Source organism: Aeromonas sp. NJAU223, assembly GCF_051125555.1.
Lineage (GTDB): Bacteria > Pseudomonadota > Gammaproteobacteria > Enterobacterales > Aeromonadaceae > Aeromonas > Aeromonas veronii_G.
In genome coordinates, this window is record NZ_CP144204.1 from 282,501 (window position 1) to 302,631 (window position 20,131).

Sequence of the window (20,131 nt, forward strand, 5' to 3'; positions counted from 1 at the left end):
TCTAAGTACCCCGAGGAAAAGAAATCAACCGAGATTCCCTCAGTAGCGGCGAGCGAACGGGGATTAGCCCTTAAGCATCTTGGAAGTTAGTGGAACGGTCCTGGAAAGGCCGGCGATACAGGGTGATAGCCCCGTACACGAAAACAACCTTGATGTGAAATCGAGTAGGGCGGGACACGTGACATCCTGTCTGAACATGGGGGGACCATCCTCCAAGGCTAAATACTCCTGACTGACCGATAGTGAACCAGTACCGTGAGGGAAAGGCGAAAAGAACCCCTGTGAGGGGAGTGAAATAGAACCTGAAACCGTGTACGTACAAGCAGTGGGAGCCCTTCGGGGTGACTGCGTACCTTTTGTATAATGGGTCAGCGACTTACATTTTGTAGCGAGGTTAACCGTATAGGGGAGCCGTAGGGAAACCGAGTCTTAACTGGGCGTCTAGTTGCAAGGTGTAGACCCGAAACCGGGTGATCTAGCCATGGGCAGGTTGAAGGTTGAGTAACATCAACTGGAGGACCGAACCCACTAACGTTGCAAAGTTAGGGGATGACCTGTGGCTGGGGGTGAAAGGCCAATCAAACTCGGAGATAGCTGGTTCTCCCCGAAAGCTATTTAGGTAGCGCCTCGGACGAATACTACTGGGGGTAGAGCACTGTTTGGGCTAGGGGGTCATCCCGACTTACCAACCCCATGCAAACTCCGAATACCAGTAAGTAATATCCGGGAGACACACGGCGGGTGCTAACGTCCGTCGTGAAGAGGGAAACAACCCAGACCGCCGGCTAAGGTCCCAAAGTTCTGGTTAAGTGGGAAACGATGTGGGAAGGCTCAGACAGCTAGGATGTTGGCTTAGAAGCAGCCATCATTTAAAGAAAGCGTAATAGCTCACTAGTCGAGTCGGCCTGCGCGGAAGATGTAACGGGGCTCAAACCAGGCACCGAAGCCGCGGATTCACGCTAAGCGTGAGTGGTAGGGGAGCGTTCTGTAAGTCTGCGAAGGTGTGTCGAGAGGCATGCTGGAGATATCAGAAGTGCGAATGCTGACGTAAGTAACGATAAAGGGGGTGAAAAGCCTCCTCGCCGGAAGACCAAGGGTTCCTGTCCAACGTTAATCGGGGCAGGGTGAGTCGACCCCTAAGGTGAGGCCGAAAGGCGTAATCGATGGGAAGCAGGTTAATATTCCTGCACGACTTGTAATTGCGATGGGGGGACGGAGAAGGCTAGGTGGGCCAGGCGACGGTTGTCCTGGTGAAAGTGCGTAGGTGGTGTTTCTAGGCAAATCCGGAGACACAACACTGAGACACGAGACGAACGCACTACGGTGCGGAAGCCATTGATGCCCTGCTTCCAGGAAAAGCCTCTAAGCTTCAGATTACAAGTCATCGTACCCCAAACCGACACAGGTGGTCGGGTAGAGAATACCAAGGCGCTTGAGAGAACTCGGGTGAAGGAACTAGGCAAAATAGAACCGTAACTTCGGGAGAAGGTTCGCTCTTGATGGTGAAGTCCCTTGCGGATGGAGCTGTCGGGAGTCGCAGTGACCAGATGGCTGGGACTGTTTATCAAAAACACAGCACTCTGCAAACACGAAAGTGGACGTATAGGGTGTGACACCTGCCCGGTGCCGGAAGGTTAATTGATGGGGTTAGCGCAAGCGAAGCTCTTGATCGAAGCCCCGGTAAACGGCGGCCGTAACTATAACGGTCCTAAGGTAGCGAAATTCCTTGTCGGGTAAGTTCCGACCTGCACGAATGGTGTAACCATGGCCATGCTGTCTCCACCCGAGACTCAGTGAAATCGAATTCGCCGTGAAGATGCGGTGTACCCGCGGCTAGACGGAAAGACCCCGTGAACCTTTACTACAGCTTGGCACTGAACATTGAACCTACATGTGTAGGATAGGTGGGAGGCTTTGAAGCGATGACGCCAGTTGTCGTGGAGCCGTCCTTGAAATACCACCCTTGTATGTTTGATGTTCTAACGCAGGGCCCTGAATCGGGCTCGCGGACAGTGCCTGGTGGGTAGTTTGACTGGGGCGGTCTCCTCCCAAAGAGTAACGGAGGAGCACGAAGGTTGGCTAATCCTGGTCGGACATCAGGAGGTTAGTGCAATGGCATAAGCCAGCTTAACTGCGAGACGGACAGGTCGAGCAGGTACGAAAGTAGGTCATAGTGATCCGGTGGTTCTGAATGGAAGGGCCATCGCTCAACGGATAAAAGGTACTCCGGGGATAACAGGCTGATACCGCCCAAGAGTTCATATCGACGGCGGTGTTTGGCACCTCGATGTCGGCTCATCACATCCTGGGGCTGAAGTCGGTCCCAAGGGTATGGCTGTTCGCCATTTAAAGTGGTACGCGAGCTGGGTTCAGAACGTCGTGAGACAGTTCGGTCCCTATCTGCCGTGGGCGTTGGATGATTGAAGGGAGTTGCTCCTAGTACGAGAGGACCGGAGTGAACGAACCTCTGGTGTTCGGGTTGTCACGCCAGTGGCACTGCCCGGTAGCTAAGTTCGGAATCGATAACCGCTGAAAGCATCTAAGCGGGAAGCGAGCCCTGAGATGAGTCATCCCTGACCCCTTGAGGGTCCTAAAGGGCCGTTGGAGACCACAACGTTGATAGGTGGGGTGTGTAAGCGCGGCGACGTGTTGAGCTAACCCATACTAATTACCCGTGAGGCTTAACCATACAACACCCAAGAAGTGTTTCTGGCCTTGTAGCAAGTGCATGAACTACTCAAATTCAGTGATAGCGACGAGCCAAGAGCGACATCGTTATTCACGTCAGCTTTCTAGATTAAGAATTTGCCTGGCGGCCATAGCGCCGTGGAACCACCTGATCCCATGCCGAACTCAGAAGTGAAACGCGGTAGCGCCGATGGTAGTGTGGCATTCGCCATGCGAGAGTAGGACACTGCCAGGCACCCAATTAAACAGTTGTGCACACATTGCGCGATTGGCTGCGAGGATGACACCTCAGATAAGCGGCAAAAGATTTAGCGAAAGCTAACCGAATGCGGAGCGGTAGTTCAGTCGGTTAGAATACCGGCCTGTCACGCCGGGGGTCGCGGGTTCGAGTCCCGTCCGCTCCGCCACTACTTAAGAAGCCCAGTCTAACGACTGGGCTTTTTTTCGTTTATGCGTTTTCGACTTCATGCTCACCCGGGCGAGTCTTCCCTTCCTGCTTGGTGAATCTCCATGTCTTGCATATCTCACCGCAGATGGCTGATTGCACCCCAGGATCGCTCAGTAGAACACGCAGAGCAGTCGTGAGGCATCGGGCTGATCGAGGGCACTCGCGCTCTCAAACGCTTCAAGCACCCCTTTCATGTTTCTGGAGGCCAGGGGTTACCCCGATCAGGGAAAGCGACTGGAGAGGGGCTGGCACTCATATGATTGGCTCTGGTTGTTGCTCAGCCAGGTAAAGGGTATGAAGCGGAGAAGGACCCCCTTTCCAGGAATACTTTAATTCCAGGAATACCTTAAAAAGAAAAGGGGACGGCAGTTGCCGTCCCCTCAAGTCATCTCGTCCAGTCCCTGAACTGCCATGCTCCCTGCAATCCTTGACTCTATCCTTTCCTTTGGAATTTCCCCTTCCCATTCCGTTGGGGTGTCCTGTGGCCATCCTAGCCTGGCAATCGCTCCTGATTGCTTCACCCTCTCCATCCTGGAGGTGTCCATTACCGCATCCAGCGGTGTTCCTTGTGTCTTCCTGACAGATAATCATCCCGATTATCTCGCTTCATCCTGAAGCCATTCCTGTCGCCTCCGGCGAGTATCCTGTCATCCTGAAGAGCGGCTGTCCTGCTGCTCTGCCTCATCCCGAGGTGTCCAACACCGCATCCTGCGGTTGTCCTGTCATTCCTTGTGATAACCGTCCGGGTTATCGGCCTCATCCTGAGGAGTCCTGCCACATCCTGCGGCTTGTCCTATTTATGCGCTGTTTCTGCATCCTGCCGAGTCAGCGCCGTCCTTGTGAGACCCATATTAAGGTAACCATGGGGGGGAACAAGGCATGAAACCCCTTCAAGCTGGGCATTCTGCCGGATGTTTTTTAGACTGACGATGGAAATTATCTTTAATATCATATGGTTATTTTGTTTCCATGGAAAGCATCATGCACTCGGGATGGCTTCGCGTACGGCTCAACACTGTGGGGTCTTACAGGGGGAATGGCGGATCTCTCACAAGGAGAAATTGGCAGGAAAACGATGGTACAAGAGATTCAATGAGGGGTGTAAACGTTCAAATTTTATTGAATGAATATGCTGATAAATCAACCAAAAGCCGGGATATCTCCCGGCTTTTGGTGTTTGACGATGTTATCCGATCAGCTGACCCGGGTGGTGGGAGCCGGATATGCCTTGCGCAGTGACTCGGGCGCCAGCACTTCCAGATTGCCGCTCATGTTGTTCAGCCAGGAGCGGAACTCGGGGGTGTCCTGCACCTCGGTCTCCACTACCACGCTACGCTTGTCGTAGCGGGTCATGCGCGGGTTGTGTCCCGGGATCTGGCCATCGATCAGGGTAGGGCAGTTGGCATCGATGCGGCCGACGAAGCGGATGGGGCCGCTGACGTCCTGGTAGCCCTGGTCGCGGATCAGCTTCTGGATGTTGAACTCCTTGGGCTGGGTCGCGCTGAAGTTGGTCAGCTCCACGTTCTTGATGTGATCGAACGGGATGCCGTAGACCTTGGGGTCCAGCTCGGACAGGGTACAGAGCAGCACGGGGCCATCGGCCTGATTCAGGATGCCGAGCGGGTTGATGCGGTCATAGCAGAGCCACACGGTGCGCTCCTTGATGACGCGCTGGATCTCGGCGCTGAACTTGCGGCCACGCCACAGGGCGTCGCGGATCAAGGTGCTGCGACGGATCTCCGGGTTGCCGGCGAAGGGGCGCGGAGACTGATGCACGCTCTCGAGCCAGCGCTCAGCCAGTTCACTCTGACTGTCGCGGATCACCTGGCCAGCCTTGTCGACCAGGGGGTTCAATTCGGTCAGCACGCTCGCTGGCAACAGCTGGCTCGCCTGGTCGCTCCAGGTTTTCAGGGCCACAGCCAGGGAGAGCGGCATGATATTGGCGAAGTCGTTCAGACCGTGGCGCTCGAAGCACCAGCCATGGGGTTTGCTGCGTTCATCGGAGGTGAGGTCGAACAGTCCCATGCCGGACATTTCTTCCAGGTCCCGTTGCACGGTACGCAGACTGACGTGTATGCCTTCCTCTTCCAGTTTTACCTGAAGTTGGCTGGCGGTCAGCTTGTAAGGGCGGTGCGGGATGCAACGCGCCAAGGTCAGTTGTCGTAACAGCTTCTTACTCATGGTGCTTGCCTTCACTGGTTTAGCGTTGAGTTTATCCTAGCCAGCACTTGCGACAATATATGTCGCAAGTTTTGCTGCGACAACTGTCGCCATTTTCATACATGCGTGGCTAACTTATTGATGGAGATAATAAAATACGCCAATGAAGGCTCCTTATGAAGCCTTTTTTGGTTGAAAAAATGACAGTGGCGACAGCGGATTATCCGTGATTGGGATGGGATATGAGGTTTGCAGGGACGGGATCGTCAGGGTGCAGTGGTCGGGGAGAGGTTGTGAAATGGAGGGTGAGAGCCGTGCTCTCACCCTCCTGCTGCGGGGATCAGAGCAGCCAGGACCAGGGGGACTTGGTCATGGCGGCGCCGACCATGTAGCCAAACACGGCGAGGGCGGCGATGCCGGCTACCAGCTTCTGGCTGCGGGCGGGACGCTTGAGGGCCATGACGCCAAGGCCGATGTAGAGCACCAGGGCAACGAGCTTGGCCATCAGCCAGGGCTGCTGGCCCGGGCTCATCTGCAGGGTCACGGCCAGCAGCACGCCAAGTACCAGCAGAAGGGTGTCGTTGAGGTGGGGCAGGATCTTCAGCCACTTCTGCTGCAGGCGGGCGCTGCCACCCAGGGCCAGCAGCCAGCGATAGAGGAACAGCAGCACGCTGACCAGCGCCAGTGTCATGTGCAGGTGTTTGAGCAGGGGGTAATAGGCAATCATATTGCTTCCTTGTCGTTGTCGTGCAGACCGCTGTTCCAGTTGTGGGCGTGGGTACGCTCCTGTCCCTCCTGATCGTCTTGCAGCAGATCGGAGAGGATCTCCCGGTATTGCAGGCTCTTGTTGATATAGGTGTGTTCGTCATCCAGATAGTTGACCTGCTCGCGCAGCAGGCGGTTGTCATACCGCTTGAACATCTGGCCGGCGCGCCAGGCCTGGTTGGCCCTGAAACCGAGCTGGGTGAGGGCCTCGACCCCCAGATCCACCGCCGATCCCAGGGTTTCCCGGTGCACGCTCTCGACCCCGAGGCGCAGGATCTCGTGGGCCGTCGGTCTGTCCTGGGCACGCGCCAGTATCTTAAGGTGCGGGAAGTGTTTCTTCACCATCTCGATCACCGTGAGGGAGGTGGCGGGATCATTGATGGAGAGCACCAGCAGCTTGGCCTTGTGGGCCCCTGCGGCATGCAGCAGATCGAGTCGACTGGCATCCCCATAAAACACCTGGTAACCGTACTTTCGTAGCATCTCTATCTGGCTGGCGTCCTGTTCAAGGATGGTCGTACCAATGCCATGGCCGTGCAGCAGACGACCCACTATCTGACCGAAACGGCCGAAGCCGGCGATGATGACGGGATGCTCCACCAGCTCGGGTTGCTCGTGCTTGGGCAGATCCTCCCGGTTGCGGTAATCGAACCAGGGCTGGATCACCTTGTCGTTGAGGATCAAGAGCAGCGGGGTCAGCGCCATGGAGAGGGCCACCACCAGGGTCAGCAAGGAGATGGTGCTGCCCGGCAGCACCTTGTTCTGGGCGGCGAAGGAGAACAGCACGAAGGCGAACTCCCCCCCCTGAGCCAGCGCCAGGGCGAAGGTCCAGCGCTGGCTGGGGGAGACCCGCAGGATCAGGGCCAGCACCATCAGTACCAACCACTTCAAGACCATCAGGCCGACCACCAGGGTCGGGATCAGCAGGGGATGCTGGGCGAACAGGCTGAAATCGATGCCAGCCCCCACGGACATGAAGAAGAGGCCGAGCAGCAACCCCTTGAACGGTTCGATGTCCGCTTCCAGCTCGTGGCGATACTCGCTGTCCGCCAGCACCACGCCGGCCAGGAAGGAGCCGAGGGCGGGGGAGAGCCCCACCGACTCCATCAGCACGGCGATGGCAATGACCAGCAGCAGGGCCGCGGCGACGAAGATCTCCCGCATGTGGGACTGGGCGATGGCGCGGAACACCGGTCGCATCAGGTAATGGCCGCCGAGCACTATGCCGGCGATAGCGGCCACCACCAGCAGGCCGTGCTGCCAGCCCGCGAGATCGGAGTTGCCGTTGCTGACCACGGGGGTGATGGCCAGCAGGGGCAGCACCGCCAGAATGGGGATCACGGCGATGTCCTGGAACAGCAGCACGGCGAAGGCGGATCGCCCGCTCTCGCTCTGCATCAGTTTGCGCTCCTGCAGGCTCTGCAAGACGATGGCGGTGGAGGAGAGCGCCAGGATGAGGCCGATGGCCAGCCCCTGTTGCCAGGGCAGCCCGATGAGGGTGGCGACTCCGGTGAGGGCCGCCGTGGTGAGCAATACCTGCAGGCCGCCGGTGCCGAGGATGGGGCCCTTCAGTTGCCACAAGAGAGCGGGGCGCAGCTCCAGACCGACCAGGAACAGCATCAGCACCACCCCGAACTCGGCGAAGTGCATCACGTCTTTCTGTTCTCCCACCAGGCCCAGCAGGAAGGGGCCGATGATGATGCCGGCCAGCAGATAACCGAGCACGGAGCCCAGTCCCCAGCGCTTGGCGAGGGGGACCGCAATCACCGCGGCGCAGAGATAGATCAGGGCATCGAGCAGGATTCCGTGTCCCATCACAGCACCTCCAGCAGATCGCGCAGATAGGGGCTTGCACCCAGCTGGGCCGGGGTCAGCTGCTCATCGCGCAGGGCGCAGATCAACTGACGATAATCCTGGCCGCAGCGGCGCAGGGCCTCGGGATCCTTCAGCTTGTGGAAGGAGTGCAACACGAAGGGGGGCAGCCAGGCCATGCCGCACAACTGGGCCGTCTGCTGGAAGGGCAACAGGAAGTCGAGCAGGGGCCGCTGGTTGTAACCCGCACTGCAATAAGACTCGGGCGCTCCCCCCGTGGTGATGGCGGAGAGCCACTGCTTGCCCGCCAGGGCATGGGCTTCCGGGCCGTAGGCATAGCCATACTCCAGCACCAGATCCATCCACTCCTTCATGATGGCGGGGCAGGAGTACCAGTAGAAGGGGTGCTGGAAGACGATGAGATCGTGCTCCGCCAGCAACGCCTGCTCGCGCTTCACGTCGATATACATGTCCGGGTACTGCTGGTAGAGGTCGTGCAGGGTGACCCCTTCCAGGCCGTCGATGGCCTGCAACAGTTGCCGGTTGGCCCGGGAGCTCTGCAGCGCCGGGTGTGAAAAGATAACCAGAATGCGTTTCATGGGGTCATAACCTGAGCGGGATTCGTGTCTGCGAATAAGATGCATCGAGTGGCGACGTTAGCAAGAAGCATCCCGAGTCGCCAGTGGCGGGCGCGAAGGCCGTGGTAGTCCGCGTCTCTTTTGGCACTGCCTAATCAGGGGAAGTGTGCCACGGCCCCCGAGCTATCTCACCCTCTTTTGATCTCCCTCAGGTGGCAGGCTTGACCCTCCCCCAGGGCCCGGGGTTACCATAGGCCTCCTTTGATTGCTGAGTCATCTCATGGTTTTGACCCGTCGCCAACTCGTTCACGCCCGTCGCTGGCTCCCCCTGTGGAGTCTGCTGCTGGTGTTGATGTCGTTTGGCAGCCGGGCGGCGACCGACCTCTGTACCCTGACGCCCCACTGCAGCCAGAGCGAGCGCACCCTGGAGAAAGCCATGCCCTGTGGCAGCTTCACCTCGGCCCTCGCCATGACGGTGCTGACCGGCGACAGCCTGACGGTGGCCATGCTGGAGCCTGACTCCCCGGATTTCCTCTCCCCCTCTCTCTATGTGCCGGACGCCCCCAGGGCGCGGCTGGAGCGTCCCCCCCGCACCTTCGGTTGAGTCGATTTGTCCCCTGTTCATTGGGTATTTCTTCTTATCTGAGGTGAGTTATGTACAAATCCCTGTTACTGGCCCTGCTGGCCGGTACCGTCAGTTTCTCTGCCCTGGCAACGGAGCAGATGACAGTCTACAAATCCAAGTACTGCGGCTGCTGCAAGAGCTGGGTCAAGCACATGGAAGAGAACGGCTTTGAGGTCAAGGTCGTGGAAACCGAGCAGCTGGATCCCGTCAAGCAGCAGCATGGCATCACCCCGCAGCTGGCTTCCTGCCACACCGGGGTGGTGAATGGCTATGTGGTCGAGGGGCATGTGCCCGCCGCCGACGTGCAGAAGATGCTCAAGGAGAAACCGGCGATCCGCGGCCTGACCATTCCGGGCATGCCCCAGAGTGCGCCGGGCATGGATATCCCCGGTCAGCCCTACCAGGTGCTGAGCATCAGTGAGGAGGGCGCGACCAAGGTCTGGTCGAGCTATCCCGGCTGACGAACACTGGTCATGAGCCGGCACTACTCCATCATGTGAGGCACACCTGAGCGAATCTGTGTCGCTCATGGCCAGAGAAGGAGGGTCACCATCGCGAGAGGGTGACCCTTTTTCGTTGTTTTGGGGGGAATAAAGGGGGATCACTTGCAACCCGGGGCGACAAGGGGCAGATTGATCGCCAAATTATTCCTACAGGATCCGGGTTGCCGCCTGCGCGGTGCCCATGCCAGCCTACGGGCCTCACGCCGTGGCGCCTGGCCCGGGTTTCACCCATCCTGTCCGTGCGCAAAGGATGCGAGATGTTCAACGTTTCCCGAGGGTTGCTGCTGCTGGCTTGCCTGGCCGCCGCCCCCTTCACCCATGCCAATGAAGAGTCCGCCATGCCCGATTCCACCGTTCAGTCCGCCCCTCTCCCGCCCGTGGCTGCCAAGCATCCCCACTCACTGAAGAAACACGGGGAGGAGCGGATCGACAACTACTACTGGCTGCGGGACGACGAACGCCAGAAGCCCGAGGTGCTGGATTACCTCAAGGCCGAGAATGCCTACACGGAGGCGATGCTCAAGCCGACCCTGCCCCTGCGTGAGAAACTCTACAAGGAGATGGTCGCCCGCATTCCCCAGCAGGATGAGTCGGTGCCCTATGTGAAGAACGGCTACCGCTACCAGACCCGCTACGAGCCGGGCAAGGAGTACGGCATCTATTCCCGCACGCCGGTAGGAGAGAAAGGGCAGCCTGAACCCAAGGCCAGTTTGCTGCTGGACAGCAACCTGCGGGCCGAGGGGCACGAGTTCTATGCCCTGGGCGCGCTGGAGGTGAGCCGCAACAACCGCTGGCTGGCGGTGGCGGAAGATTTCCTCTCCCGTCGTCAGTACCAGGTGCAGTTCCTGGATCTGGAGAGCGGCCAGTGGGCGACGGACAAACTTGAGAACACCTCCGGCAACCTGGTGTGGGCCAACGACAGCAAGACGGTGTTCTATGTGCGCAAGCACCCCCAGACCCTGCTGCCCTATCAGGTCTATCGCCACGAGCTCGGCACGGATCCAGCCAAGGATCAGCTGGTGTACGAGGAGAAGGATGACAGCTTCTACGTCAGCCTCTACGCCACCACCTCGGAAGACTTCATCGTCATCGCGCTTTCCAGCACTACCACCGGGGAGGCGCGCCTCATCGATGCCAACACCCCGAGCCAGAAGCCGCGCCTCTTCCTGCCGCGCCAGGTGGATCATGAGTACAGCCTGGATCACTACCGTGGCCGCTTCTACGTGCGCTCCAACAAGGACGGCAAGAACTTCGGCCTCTACGAGACCAAGGAGAGCCCGGTGGACCGCTGGAAGGCGGTGATCGCCCCGAACCCGGACGTGCTGCTGGAGAGCTATGCCCTGTTCAAGGACTGGCTGGTGCTGGAAGAGCGCAGCCAGGGGCTGACCCGGCTGCGTCAGGTGAACTGGCAGAGCGGCGAGCAAAAAGAGATCGCCTTCGATGATCCGGCCTATGTCACCTGGCTTGGCTACAACCCCGAGCCTGACACCAGCGCCCTGCGCTACGGCTACTCCTCCATGACCACGCCGTCCTCCACCTATGAACTCAACCTCGACAGCGGCAAGCGCACCCTGCTCAAGCAGCAGGCGGTGGCGGGCTTCAAGGCCGAGAAATATGCCAGCGAGCGGCTCTGGATCGACGCCCGCGACGGGGTCAAGGTGCCGGTCTCTCTGGTCTATCGCAAGGATCTGTTCAAGAAGAATGGCCACAATCCGCTGCTGGTCTACGGCTATGGCTCCTACGGCGCCAGCATGGATCCGGACTTCAGCACCGCCCGTCTGAGCCTGCTGGACAGAGGCTTCGTCTACGCCATCGCCCACATTCGGGGGGGCGAGGAGCTGGGCCGCGGCTGGTATGAAGACGGCAAGCTGCTCAAGAAGCAGAACAGCTTCCACGACTTCATCGACGTGACCCAGGCCCTGGTGGCCCAGGGTTACGGCGCCAGGGATCAGGTCTATGCCATGGGGGGCAGTGCCGGCGGCCTGCTGATGGGGGCCGTCATCAACCAGGCGCCCGAGCTCTATCGCGGCGTGGTTGCCCAGGTGCCCTTCGTGGACGTGGTGACCACCATGCTGGACGAGTCTATCCCCCTCACCACCGGCGAGTACGACGAGTGGGGCAATCCGAACCAGAAGCGCTACTACGACTACATGCTGGCCTACAGCCCCTACGATCAGGTCAAGGCCCAGGCCTACCCGAACCTGCTGGTCACCACCGGCCTGCACGATTCCCAGGTGCAGTACTGGGAGCCGGCCAAGTGGGTCGCCAAATTGCGGGAGCTGAAGACAGACGACAACCTGCTGCTGCTCAGCACCGACATGGACGCCGGTCACGGTGGCAAATCGGGCCGCTTCAAGGCTTATGAAGATATCGCGCTGGAGTTCGCGTTTATCCTGGATCTGGCCAAGCCGAAGGCATAGGGCTGGTGCCAATGTCCTGTGACTGGCCGCAGGCAAGTCCGGGTGATTGCAAGGCCGATGAAGATATCGCATTGGAGTTCGCGTTTATCCTGGATCTGGCCAAGCCCAAAGCATAAACCTCTGGGCGTGACCCTCCGATGATCCCGGCCCGGCCGCCAGCGACCCTGGTGAGCCGGGCCTTGTCATCTGGGGCCCGGCTGCGCAGAAAGGTCCCACATGGGGGCATGGGACCGATCCGGGCGGGGATGATGCGCGGATGTTAACGCGACGGGATGGGGAGCCCGCTGGCGGCAACCCGGTTGCGATATGATGTTCTGCTGCAAAAATCACGCTAAACGTTGTTTTTATTCTGCCATTTCATACATGGTTAGCATAACTGACTTACCTCTCGCCCCTTGTCCTGAAAGGGCTGCAAAGGAATCTTCTTTCCGTCACCGACCTTCCGACCCACCGACAGCGTGAATGGATCCCTCAGCAAAAAATTGATGATCCGCTTCAAATTTCTCGCTATTTTAATCCGCCATTTTGCTGTTTTGTTTGATTAATGTTGGCGCCCTGTGCTTAATCGAGTGGTTACAACTTTTGATCCGACCCTCTTCTGGTCGAATCACCCTCGATCGGCATGATGCTGATTATCTCACCACAGGACGATGGTGGCTTTGGGAAGGGCATCCGTTTTCGCCCGACCCCTTCCTCGTATGAGGTCATATAGACAGGCCCGGCCTTGATGCGGGCCTGACTCATATTCACCCGGGAATCGGGTGAGATAAATCGATGAAAAGGAAGAACAACATGAAAGGATTATCCTTGGCGTGCGCCTTGTCTGCTGCCCTGGTCGGGGCCTCATTCGGTGGCCAGGTACAGGCCGCCGAGCGGTTCGTGACCATCGGCACCGGCGGTCAGACCGGTGTCTACTATGTGGCGGGTCAGTCCATCTGCCGCTTCCTCAATCGTGGCGCAGCCGATCACCAGATCAAGTGCAACGCTCCGGCCAGTGGTGGTGGCGTGGCCAACGTCAACGGCATCCGCAGCGGTGAGTTCAACTTCGGCATCATGCAGTCCGACCACCAGTACAAGGCGATGAAGGGGCTGGCACCCTTCCAGGCCGAAGGTGCCATGGAGGACATCCGCGCCGTCTTCTCCCTGCAGAGCGAAGTCTTCACCATCTTGGCCCGTCAGGATGCCAAGATCACCGGTTTCGACGATCTGAAGGGCAAGCGCGTCAACATCGGCAACCCGGGCTCCGGCCAGCGGGATACCTTCGAAGAGATCATGGCGGTGAAGGGCTGGGACAAGTCCGCCTTCAGCCTGGTCTCCGAGCTGAAACCGGCGGAGCAGGCTTCCGCCCTGGGTGACAACAACATCGATGCCATGAGCTACTTCGTGGGCCACCCGAACGGTGCCATCCAGGAAGCCTCCACCACCACGGCCACCGTGCTGGTGCCGGTGACCGGCCCGGAGATCGACAAGCTGCTGGCGGAGAAGAGCTACTACACCAAGGCCGAGATCCCCGGTGGCCTCTACAAGGGCAGCCCGAACCCGACCCCGTCCATCGGTGGCAAGGCGGTGCTCTCCACCAGCGCCAAGGCGGATCCGGAAGTGGTCTACCAGTTGGTGAAATCGGTGTTCGACAACCTGGATCGCTTCAAGCGTCTGCACCCGGCCTTCGCCGATCTGAAGGAAGCCGACATGATCAAGGTGGGCCTCTCCGCTCCCCTGCATGAAGGCGCCGCGCGCTACTACAAGGAGCGTGGCTGGCTGTAACGGCCCCGGTGTCTCATCCCCCCAGACTCGCCCCGCCCGGGGCGAGTCTTGCTTATAAGCGGTAGCAACAGAGTCACACTATGCAACAAGCACAACAACAAGAGGCGCTGTCGGCCGAAGAGCTGATCGCCCAGGATGTGGGAGCCCGCCTGCCGATCGGTGCCATGGGCGCCACCATCGCCGGCCTCGCCCTGCTCTGGTCCCTGTTCCAGCTGTGGATCGCCTCCCCCTTGCCCTTTACCCTGGGCTTCGGTGTGTTCAACGACACCGAGACCCGTTCCATCCATCTGGCCTTCGCCATCCTGCTCGCCTATCTGGTCTTCCCGGCCCTGCGCACGTCGCCGCGAGACAGGGTGCCACTGGCGGACATCGCCCTCGGCCTCATCGGTGCCGCCGCAGCCGGTTACCTCTTCATCATGTATGCCGAGCTGGCCCAGCGCCCCGGCAACCTGACCACCATGGACTTCGTGGTCGCCTGCATCGGCGTACCGCTGCTGCTGGAAGCCGCCCGCCGTGCCCTGGGGCCGGCCCTCGCGGTCATCGCCATCGTCTTCCTGGCCTATAGCCTGGCCGGTCCCTGGATGCCGTCCCTGCTGGCACACCGCGGGGTCAGCCTGCATGCGCTGGCCAACCACCAGTGGATCACCACCGAAGGGGTGTTCGGCATCGCCCTCGGGGTCTCCACCAGCTTCGTCTTCCTGTTCGTGTTGTTCGGCGCCCTGCTGGAGCGGGCCGGTGCCGGTCACTACTTCATCCAGCTCGCCTTCAGCCTGCTCGGCCACCTGCGCGGCGGCCCGGCCAAGGCGGCCGTGGTAGCTTCGGCCCTGACCGGGGTCATCTCCGGCTCGTCCATTGCCAACGTGGTGACCACGGGCACCTTCACCATCCCCATGATGAAGCGGGTCGGCTTCTCCAAGGAGAAGGCCGGAGCGGTCGAGGTGGCCTCCTCGGTCAACGGCCAGATCATGCCCCCCGTCATGGGGGCCGCCGCCTTCCTGATGGTGGAGTATGTGGGCATCCCCTATGTGGAGATCATCAAGCACGCCTTCCTGCCGGCGGCCATCTCCTACATCGCCCTGCTCTACATCGTCCACCTGGAGGCGCTCAAGCTCGGCATGGAGCCCATCGGCAATCACCAGCCCAAGCCCTGGCTGCGTCGCCTGACCGGTTTCGCCTTCGGTGCGGCCCTCATCAGCGGCCTCTCCATGGCGGTCTACTACGGCCTCGGCTGGCTCAAGCCTGCCCTGGGTGAATACGCCCTGCCGGGGGTAGCCGTGCTGCTGGCCGTCGCCTACCTGGGGCTGCTCAAGATCGCCGCCAGCAACGATCCCCTGCCTGCCGAAGATCCGGACAAGCCCCTGGACGAGCTGCCGAACACCCGCGCCGTGCTGCTCTCCGGCCTGCACTTCCTGCTGCCGGTGGTGGTACTGGTGTGGTGCCTGATGGTGGAGCGTCTCTCCCCCGGCCTGTCCGCCTTCTGGGGTACCGTCATGCTGGTGGTGATCCTGCTGACCCAGCGGCCGCTGCTGAACTGGCTGCGTACCGACGGCAAGCACGATTACGGCAGCTTCGTCGACGGGGCCGTGGATCTGCGTGAGGGGCTGATCGCCGGCGCCCGCAACATGATCGGCATCGGCATCGCCACCGCCACCGCGGGCATCATCGTCGGGGCCGTCTCCCAGACCGGGGTCGGTCTGGTGCTGGCGGATCTGGTGGAGTTCCTCTCCATGGGCAACCTGCTGCTGATGCTGCTGCTCACCGCCGTGCTGAGCCTGATCCTCGGCATGGGTCTGCCGACCACCGCCAACTACATCGTGGTCTCCAGCCTGCTGGCGCCGGTCATCGTCACCCTGGGGCAGCAGAACGGCCTCATCGTGCCGCTCATCGCCGTGCACCTGTTCGTGTTCTACTTCGGCATCATGGCGGATGTGACCCCGCCGGTGGGGCTGGCCTCGTTCGCCGCGGCCGCCGTCTCCAAAGGGGATCCCATCAAGACCGGGGTGACGGCGTTTTACTACAGCCTGCGCACCGCGGCGCTGCCGTTCCTGTTCATCTTCAACACCGATCTGCTGCTCATCAACGTGGACTTCGCCCACGGGGTGCTGATCTTCGCGGTGGCCACCGCCGCCATGCTGATCTTCGCCGCCGCCACCCAGGGCTTCTTCCTGGTGAAGAGCCGCTGGTACGAGAACGTGCTGTTGCTGCTGGTGGCCTTCACCCTGTTCCGTCCGGGCTTCTGGATGGACATGGTGCACGACCCCTATCGCGACACCGATCCCGCCGCCCTGGTCCAGACCATGGGGCAGGTGGATGCGGAGAGCACCCTGCGCCTGCGCATGGAAGGGGAAGATGCGGTCGGCAAGCTGCGCCAGTTCACCGTGCTGCTGCCGGTGCCGGACGGTGCGGGTGGCGAGGCACGCCTCGAGCATCTGGGTCTTGCCCTCTATGAGCAGGATGGCAAGGTGCTGCTGGACAACGTGGGCTTCGGCTCACCGGCCGCCGAGCTGGGGCTGGAGATCGATCAGCAGATCCTCTCCGTCAAGGCACCCACCGAGCGCTGGAACAAGGAGCTGATGTGGCTGCCCGGCTTCCTGCTGTTCGGCCTGGTGGTCTGGCTGCAACGCAGACGCAAAACAAGTCACTAAGCAAAACGGCGCCCTCGGGCGCCGTTTTCAATATGGGGTCAGCACGGTTGGCTGCGTCCACCAGATGGCACAGGGCGTGCCATTGTCGGCAGGCTCAGTTTGGCTGAGCCTGCTGCTGCTTTTGCAGCAGATCCAGGGTCTGTTGCTCTTGCTGGCTCAGGCCCAGCTGTTCACAGGCTTGCTCGAAGCTGATCCCCAGATGGCACATCATGATGTCGATGGCGGGCAGATAGTTGGTCATTGCGTCTTCCATGGTGATCCTCCTGAGTGGACTCTTATGCCCGAGCCGGGGAAAGGGGGCAATTAGACTTTAGGCGTAGGGTTCCATCTGTTGCGCCCCCTGCCACTGCTCACGGGAATTTGTTAATCTGTCGGTCATTAAAGAGGCAGCCGCTTCAGGGTGGGCAGCCGGTGAGGAGCAGGGCATGTTATTGAGTTTCTTGATCATCGCATCTGGCTGGTGGCACATCCGCGCAGCCTACGGCTCGGATGCCCGTCAGTTCTACATCAGCAAGCCGCTGACCATGCTGTTCATCATCGCCCTCGCCTTCGGTTACCAGAGTGATGATCACAATGGATCCAACGCCTGGATCCTGCTCGGCCTCTGCCTGTCGCTGGCCGGCGACGTGCTGCTGATGCTGCCACGGGATCGTTTCATCCAGGGTTTGGCGGCATTTCTTGTCGCGCATCTGTGCTACATCGTGGGCTTCGCCCAGGGGCCCCTGGTGCTCAAGCTGGTGGATGGCCTGCTGCTGCTGGCGGTGGCGGGCATGGTGTTCGGCCTGCTGTGGAGCAAGCTGGGTGAGATGAAGATCCCGGTGTTCTGCTACATGCTGGTGATCATCGCCATGGCCTGGGTGGCCGCCGGTGCCTGGCACGCCTCCCTGACGGCGGGCAGCGCCGCCGCCCTGGTGGGGGCCTTGATGTTCCTCTTCTCCGACAGCATGCTGGCCCTCGATCGCTTCCGCCGCCCCTTCCCCCACGCCAAGGCCTGGATCATGAGCAGCTACTACGCCGCCCAGTTCCTGATTGCAGCCTCCCTGGCGGGCTGAGAACCGCCTATTCCGACCATAAAAAAACGGGCCAGATGGCCCGTTTTTCGTTGCTGTATCACGCCTCCATGGGCTCGGCATCGGCCGCCTTGGGGGGCGGCTGCTTGAGCAGCAGCATCAGGGCGCTGGCGATGAGCAGGAAGACCCCCATCACGTAGAACACCTGGTTGTAGGCCATGATGGTAGCTTCCCGATTGATGGTGTTTGCCAGCATGGCCTGGGCCTGCAACTGCGCCTGCTCGGGGCCGGCTCCCTGCGCCATCATGTTCTGGGCCAGTTGCAGCAGGTAGCTCTGCCCTTCGATGCTGCTGGCGGCCAGGGTGCTGCCGATCTGGCTGGCATGGATGCGGGTGTCGTTGTCCAGCATGGTGGCGATGATGGCGATGCCGATGGCACCGCCGAGGTTGCGCAGCACGTTGAGCAGGGTGGAGGAGGAGGGAACCTCGTCCGGGGTCAGGCTGGCGGTGGCCACCAGGGAGAGCGGCACCATCACGAAAGGCTGGCCCAGCGCCCGCACGACGAGGGACTGGATCAGCTGGGGCCCGGCATAATCGGCGCTCATGTGCATGTTCATGAAACAGCTGATGGCGAACACCAGGAAGCCGAAGCTCACCAGGTAGCGAGGGTCTATCTTGGTCACCAGCTTGGGCACCAGCGGCAGCACCAGCAACTGGGGCAACCCCATCCACATCAGCACTTCGCCAATCTCCAGCGCGTTGTAGTTGTGGATCTGGGTCATGTAGAGGGGCAGCACATAGATGGATCCCATCAGCGCCATGCCGAGCACCAGATAGGCGAAACAGGCCAGCGCGAAGCGCGGGCTGTGCAGCAGTCGCAGGTTGACCAGGGGGTGGCGGCGCAGCAGCTGGCTGATGACGAAGAAGATGAGTGCCACCACGGAGATGACGCTCAGGCGCACGATGAAACTGGAACCGAACCAGTCCTCCCGGTTGCCCTCTTCCAGTACCACCTCCAGCAGCCCCAACCCCACCGCCATGGTGAGGATCCCGACGAGATCCACCCGTTTGATCACTTCCCAGTCCACCATCTTCTTGTCCAGACCGTGGGCCAGCATGGCCATCACCAGCAGGCCGGGGGGCACGTTCAGGTAGAAGATGTAGTGCCAGGAGAGCTGCTCCGTCAGCCAGCCCCCCAGGGTCGGCCCTATGGTGGGGGCGAAGGTGGCACACAGACCGAACAGCGCCATGCCGGTGGCCCGCTTGTGCAGGGGCAGCAGGCTGATGATGAGGGAGAATGCCATGGGGATGAGGGCGCCGCCGGTGAACCCCTGCAGGGCCCGGAACACGATCATGCTGGTGAGGTTCCAGCTGAACGAACAGAGCACGGAGGCGATGATGAAGGCCCCCGTGGTCCACAGCAGATAGCGGCGCGCCCCCAGGCCGCGGCTGAGCCAGCCGCTCAGGGGAATGGCGATCATCTCCGCCACCAGGTAGGAGGTGGAGATCCAGGAGCTCTCGCTCAGGGTGGCGGATAGCGCTCCCTGAATGTCCTTCAGGGAGGCGTTGGTGATCTGGATGTCGAGGATGGCCATGAAGGCGCCGATCAGGCCCCCCATGACCGCGATCCAGTTACGGCGCGGGATGGCGTCCATCAGTGGGCCGCAACCTGGGGCTCAGGCGTGCGGGTATCCACGATCACCTCGGTGGAGAGGCCCGGCCGCAGCTTGCCGGTCAGTACCCCGGGCTCGGGGATGCGGATCTTGACCGGTACCCGCTGCACAATTTTCGTGAAGTTGCCGGTGGCATTCTCCGGCGGCAGCAGGGCGAACTTGGCGCCGGTGGCGGGGGCCAGGCTGTCGATGATGCCTTCTACCGGCTGATCCGGATAGGCATCCAGGATCACCTCCACCTTCTGGCCCGGCTGCATGTGCTGCAACTGGGTCTCCTTGAAGTTCGCCTCGACCCAGACCTGCTGCAGCGGCACCAGGCTCGCCACCTGCATGCCGGACTGCACGTAGAGCCCTTCCCGCAGGCTGCGTTTGCCGATGATGCCATCGGCGGGCGCCCGCAATTCGGTGTAGCCGAGCTCCAGCTTGGCCTGCTGCAGCTGGGCCTCGCTCAGGGCCAGTCTGGCCTGGTTCTGCTTGGCCTCGGCGTCAAGTACCAGCAGTCGCTCACGGGCTGCCTGCAGGGCGGCGCTGGCCTCCTGCAACAGGGCCTGATTGACCTGCAGGCCGGCCTGTACCTCGTCCAGGCTGTCCTGGGAGCTGTAGTGGCGCTGATTGAGCTGACTGACGCGGCGCACCTGTTGCTGGGCCCGCACCTGTTCGGCGTTGGCGGAGGCGACCTTGGCCTCGGCCTGACGGATCTGGCTCAGTTGCTGGGTGCGGGTGGCGGCCAGGTTTTCGGCGGTAGCCTGGTTGAGGCGCAAGTCCGCCTCGGCTTCCAGCACCTTGGTCTTGTACTCCCGATCATCCAGCCGGGCGATCAGCTGGCCCGCTTTCACCTCCTGGTTGTCGGTCACCAGCACCTCGCCGATGTAGCCGGGCAGCTTGGAGCCGATACCGGTCACCTCGCTCTGCAGATAGGCGTTGTCGGTGCTCTCGAAATAGCGGCCATGGAGATACCAGTAGGCGGCGAACAGCGTGCCGAGCACGGCCAGCACCAGTGCGGCCAGCAGGGGGATCTTCTTGTGTTGACTCATGATATTG

General features: G+C 60.8%; 13 protein-coding genes, 1 tRNA gene and 2 rRNA genes (1 of these 16 running past the window's edge). 9 read left to right on the plus strand and 7 right to left on the minus strand.

Annotated elements, in window-relative coordinates:
- From VZC39_RS01365 to VZC39_RS01375, 3 genes are all read left to right on the plus strand, one after another.
- A 23S ribosomal RNA gene (locus VZC39_RS01365) occupies window positions 1-2,689 on the plus strand; it begins 200 nt to the left of the window's first position.
- A gap of 119 nt (window positions 2,690-2,808) precedes the next feature.
- Window positions 2,809-2,923 (plus strand): 5S ribosomal RNA (gene rrf / locus VZC39_RS01370).
- A gap of 95 nt (window positions 2,924-3,018) precedes the next feature.
- A tRNA-Asp gene (locus VZC39_RS01375) sits at window positions 3,019-3,095 on the plus strand.
- A 1,235-nt stretch (window positions 3,096-4,330) separates the two neighbouring features.
- On the opposite strand, the gene VZC39_RS01380 is transcribed toward VZC39_RS01375, so the two are convergent.
- The 4 genes from VZC39_RS01380 to VZC39_RS01395 all read right to left on the minus strand — a co-directional run bounded on the left by VZC39_RS01380 (window position 4,331) and on the right by VZC39_RS01395 (window position 8,472).
- Complete coding sequence (locus VZC39_RS01380) at window positions 4,331-5,317, minus strand: helix-turn-helix transcriptional regulator (protein ID WP_349920654.1); 987 nt, start codon at window positions 5,315-5,317, stop codon at window positions 4,331-4,333.
- Between the two features lie 319 nt (window positions 5,318-5,636).
- Window positions 5,637-6,023, minus strand: coding sequence for a SirB2 family protein (locus tag VZC39_RS01385; RefSeq protein ID WP_349920655.1), 387 nt, complete (start codon window positions 6,021-6,023; stop codon window positions 5,637-5,639).
- Entirely contained in the window at window positions 6,020-7,876 is a 1,857-nt protein-coding gene (gene kefC, locus VZC39_RS01390) for a glutathione-regulated potassium-efflux system protein KefC (protein ID WP_434665131.1), read from the minus strand. The genes VZC39_RS01385 and kefC overlap by 4 nt, the downstream gene beginning before the upstream one ends.
- The gene (locus VZC39_RS01395; protein ID WP_434665134.1) at window positions 7,876-8,472 is read right to left on the minus strand and encodes an NAD(P)H-dependent oxidoreductase; all 597 of its coding nucleotides are present in this window, start codon (window positions 8,470-8,472) and stop codon (window positions 7,876-7,878) included. Before VZC39_RS01395 ends, kefC begins: the two co-directional genes overlap by 1 nt.
- Window positions 8,473-8,731: 259 nt before the next feature.
- Here VZC39_RS01395 and VZC39_RS01400 point away from each other — a divergent pair, with 259 nt between their 5' ends.
- From VZC39_RS01400 to VZC39_RS01420, 5 genes are all read left to right on the plus strand, one after another.
- Window positions 8,732-9,055, plus strand: coding sequence for a hypothetical protein (locus VZC39_RS01400; protein WP_434665137.1), 324 nt, complete (start codon window positions 8,732-8,734; stop codon window positions 9,053-9,055).
- A gap of 50 nt (window positions 9,056-9,105) precedes the next feature.
- Window positions 9,106-9,537, plus strand: coding sequence for a DUF411 domain-containing protein (locus VZC39_RS01405; protein WP_349920659.1), 432 nt, complete (start codon window positions 9,106-9,108; stop codon window positions 9,535-9,537).
- Between the two features lie 299 nt (window positions 9,538-9,836).
- Complete coding sequence (locus VZC39_RS01410; protein ID WP_434665140.1) at window positions 9,837-11,999, plus strand: S9 family peptidase; 2,163 nt, start codon at window positions 9,837-9,839, stop codon at window positions 11,997-11,999.
- A 792-nt stretch (window positions 12,000-12,791) separates the two neighbouring features.
- Window positions 12,792-13,763 (plus strand): TAXI family TRAP transporter solute-binding subunit, encoded by a 972-nt coding sequence (locus VZC39_RS01415; RefSeq protein WP_349920661.1) that lies wholly within the window; start codon window positions 12,792-12,794, stop codon window positions 13,761-13,763.
- A gap of 80 nt (window positions 13,764-13,843) precedes the next feature.
- On the plus strand, window positions 13,844-16,408 hold the full coding sequence (locus VZC39_RS01420) for a TRAP transporter permease (RefSeq protein WP_434665144.1): 2,565 nt from the start codon (window positions 13,844-13,846) through the stop codon (window positions 16,406-16,408).
- 94 nt (window positions 16,409-16,502) lie between these two features.
- On the opposite strand, the gene VZC39_RS01425 is transcribed toward VZC39_RS01420, so the two are convergent.
- Entirely contained in the window at window positions 16,503-16,661 is a 159-nt protein-coding gene (locus VZC39_RS01425; RefSeq protein WP_349920663.1) for a hypothetical protein, read from the minus strand.
- Between the two features lie 172 nt (window positions 16,662-16,833).
- Here VZC39_RS01425 and VZC39_RS01430 point away from each other — a divergent pair, with 172 nt between their 5' ends.
- Window positions 16,834-17,460 (plus strand): lysoplasmalogenase, encoded by a 627-nt coding sequence (locus VZC39_RS01430; RefSeq protein ID WP_349920664.1) that lies wholly within the window; start codon window positions 16,834-16,836, stop codon window positions 17,458-17,460.
- 58 nt (window positions 17,461-17,518) lie between these two features.
- Here the strand turns inward: VZC39_RS01430 and VZC39_RS01435 are convergent, their stop codons facing one another.
- Window positions 17,519-19,072, minus strand: a complete 1,554-nt coding sequence (locus VZC39_RS01435; protein WP_349920665.1) for a DHA2 family efflux MFS transporter permease subunit — start codon at window positions 19,070-19,072, stop codon at window positions 17,519-17,521.
- Complete coding sequence (locus tag VZC39_RS01440) at window positions 19,072-20,124, minus strand: HlyD family secretion protein (RefSeq protein ID WP_349920666.1); 1,053 nt, start codon at window positions 20,122-20,124, stop codon at window positions 19,072-19,074. The genes VZC39_RS01435 and VZC39_RS01440 overlap by 1 nt, the downstream gene beginning before the upstream one ends.
- Between the last annotated feature and the right edge of the window lie 7 nt (window positions 20,125-20,131).

Excerpts from the sequence above, each read along its gene's own strand:
- VZC39_RS01380 (WP_349920654.1), bottom strand. The coding sequence starts at position 5,317 with ATGAGTAAGAAGCTGTTACGACAACTGACCTTGGCGCGTTGCATCCCG.
- VZC39_RS01385 (WP_349920655.1), bottom strand. The coding sequence starts at position 6,023 with ATGATTGCCTATTACCCCCTGCTCAAACACCTGCACATGACACTGGCG.
- kefC (WP_434665131.1), bottom strand. The coding sequence starts at position 7,876 with ATGGGACACGGAATCCTGCTCGATGCCCTGATCTATCTCTGCGCCGCG.
- VZC39_RS01395 (WP_434665134.1), bottom strand. The coding sequence starts at position 8,472 with ATGAAACGCATTCTGGTTATCTTTTCACACCCGGCGCTGCAGAGCTCC.
- VZC39_RS01400 (WP_434665137.1), top strand. The coding sequence starts at position 8,732 with ATGGTTTTGACCCGTCGCCAACTCGTTCACGCCCGTCGCTGGCTCCCC.
- VZC39_RS01405 (WP_349920659.1), top strand. The coding sequence starts at position 9,106 with ATGTACAAATCCCTGTTACTGGCCCTGCTGGCCGGTACCGTCAGTTTC.
- VZC39_RS01410 (WP_434665140.1), top strand. The coding sequence starts at position 9,837 with ATGTTCAACGTTTCCCGAGGGTTGCTGCTGCTGGCTTGCCTGGCCGCC.
- VZC39_RS01415 (WP_349920661.1), top strand. The coding sequence starts at position 12,792 with ATGAAAGGATTATCCTTGGCGTGCGCCTTGTCTGCTGCCCTGGTCGGG.
- VZC39_RS01420 (WP_434665144.1), top strand. The coding sequence starts at position 13,844 with ATGCAACAAGCACAACAACAAGAGGCGCTGTCGGCCGAAGAGCTGATC.
- VZC39_RS01425 (WP_349920663.1), bottom strand. The coding sequence starts at position 16,661 with ATGGAAGACGCAATGACCAACTATCTGCCCGCCATCGACATCATGATG.
- VZC39_RS01430 (WP_349920664.1), top strand. The coding sequence starts at position 16,834 with ATGTTATTGAGTTTCTTGATCATCGCATCTGGCTGGTGGCACATCCGC.
- VZC39_RS01435 (WP_349920665.1), bottom strand. The coding sequence starts at position 19,072 with ATGGACGCCATCCCGCGCCGTAACTGGATCGCGGTCATGGGGGGCCTG.
- VZC39_RS01440 (WP_349920666.1), bottom strand. The coding sequence starts at position 20,124 with ATGAGTCAACACAAGAAGATCCCCCTGCTGGCCGCACTGGTGCTGGCC.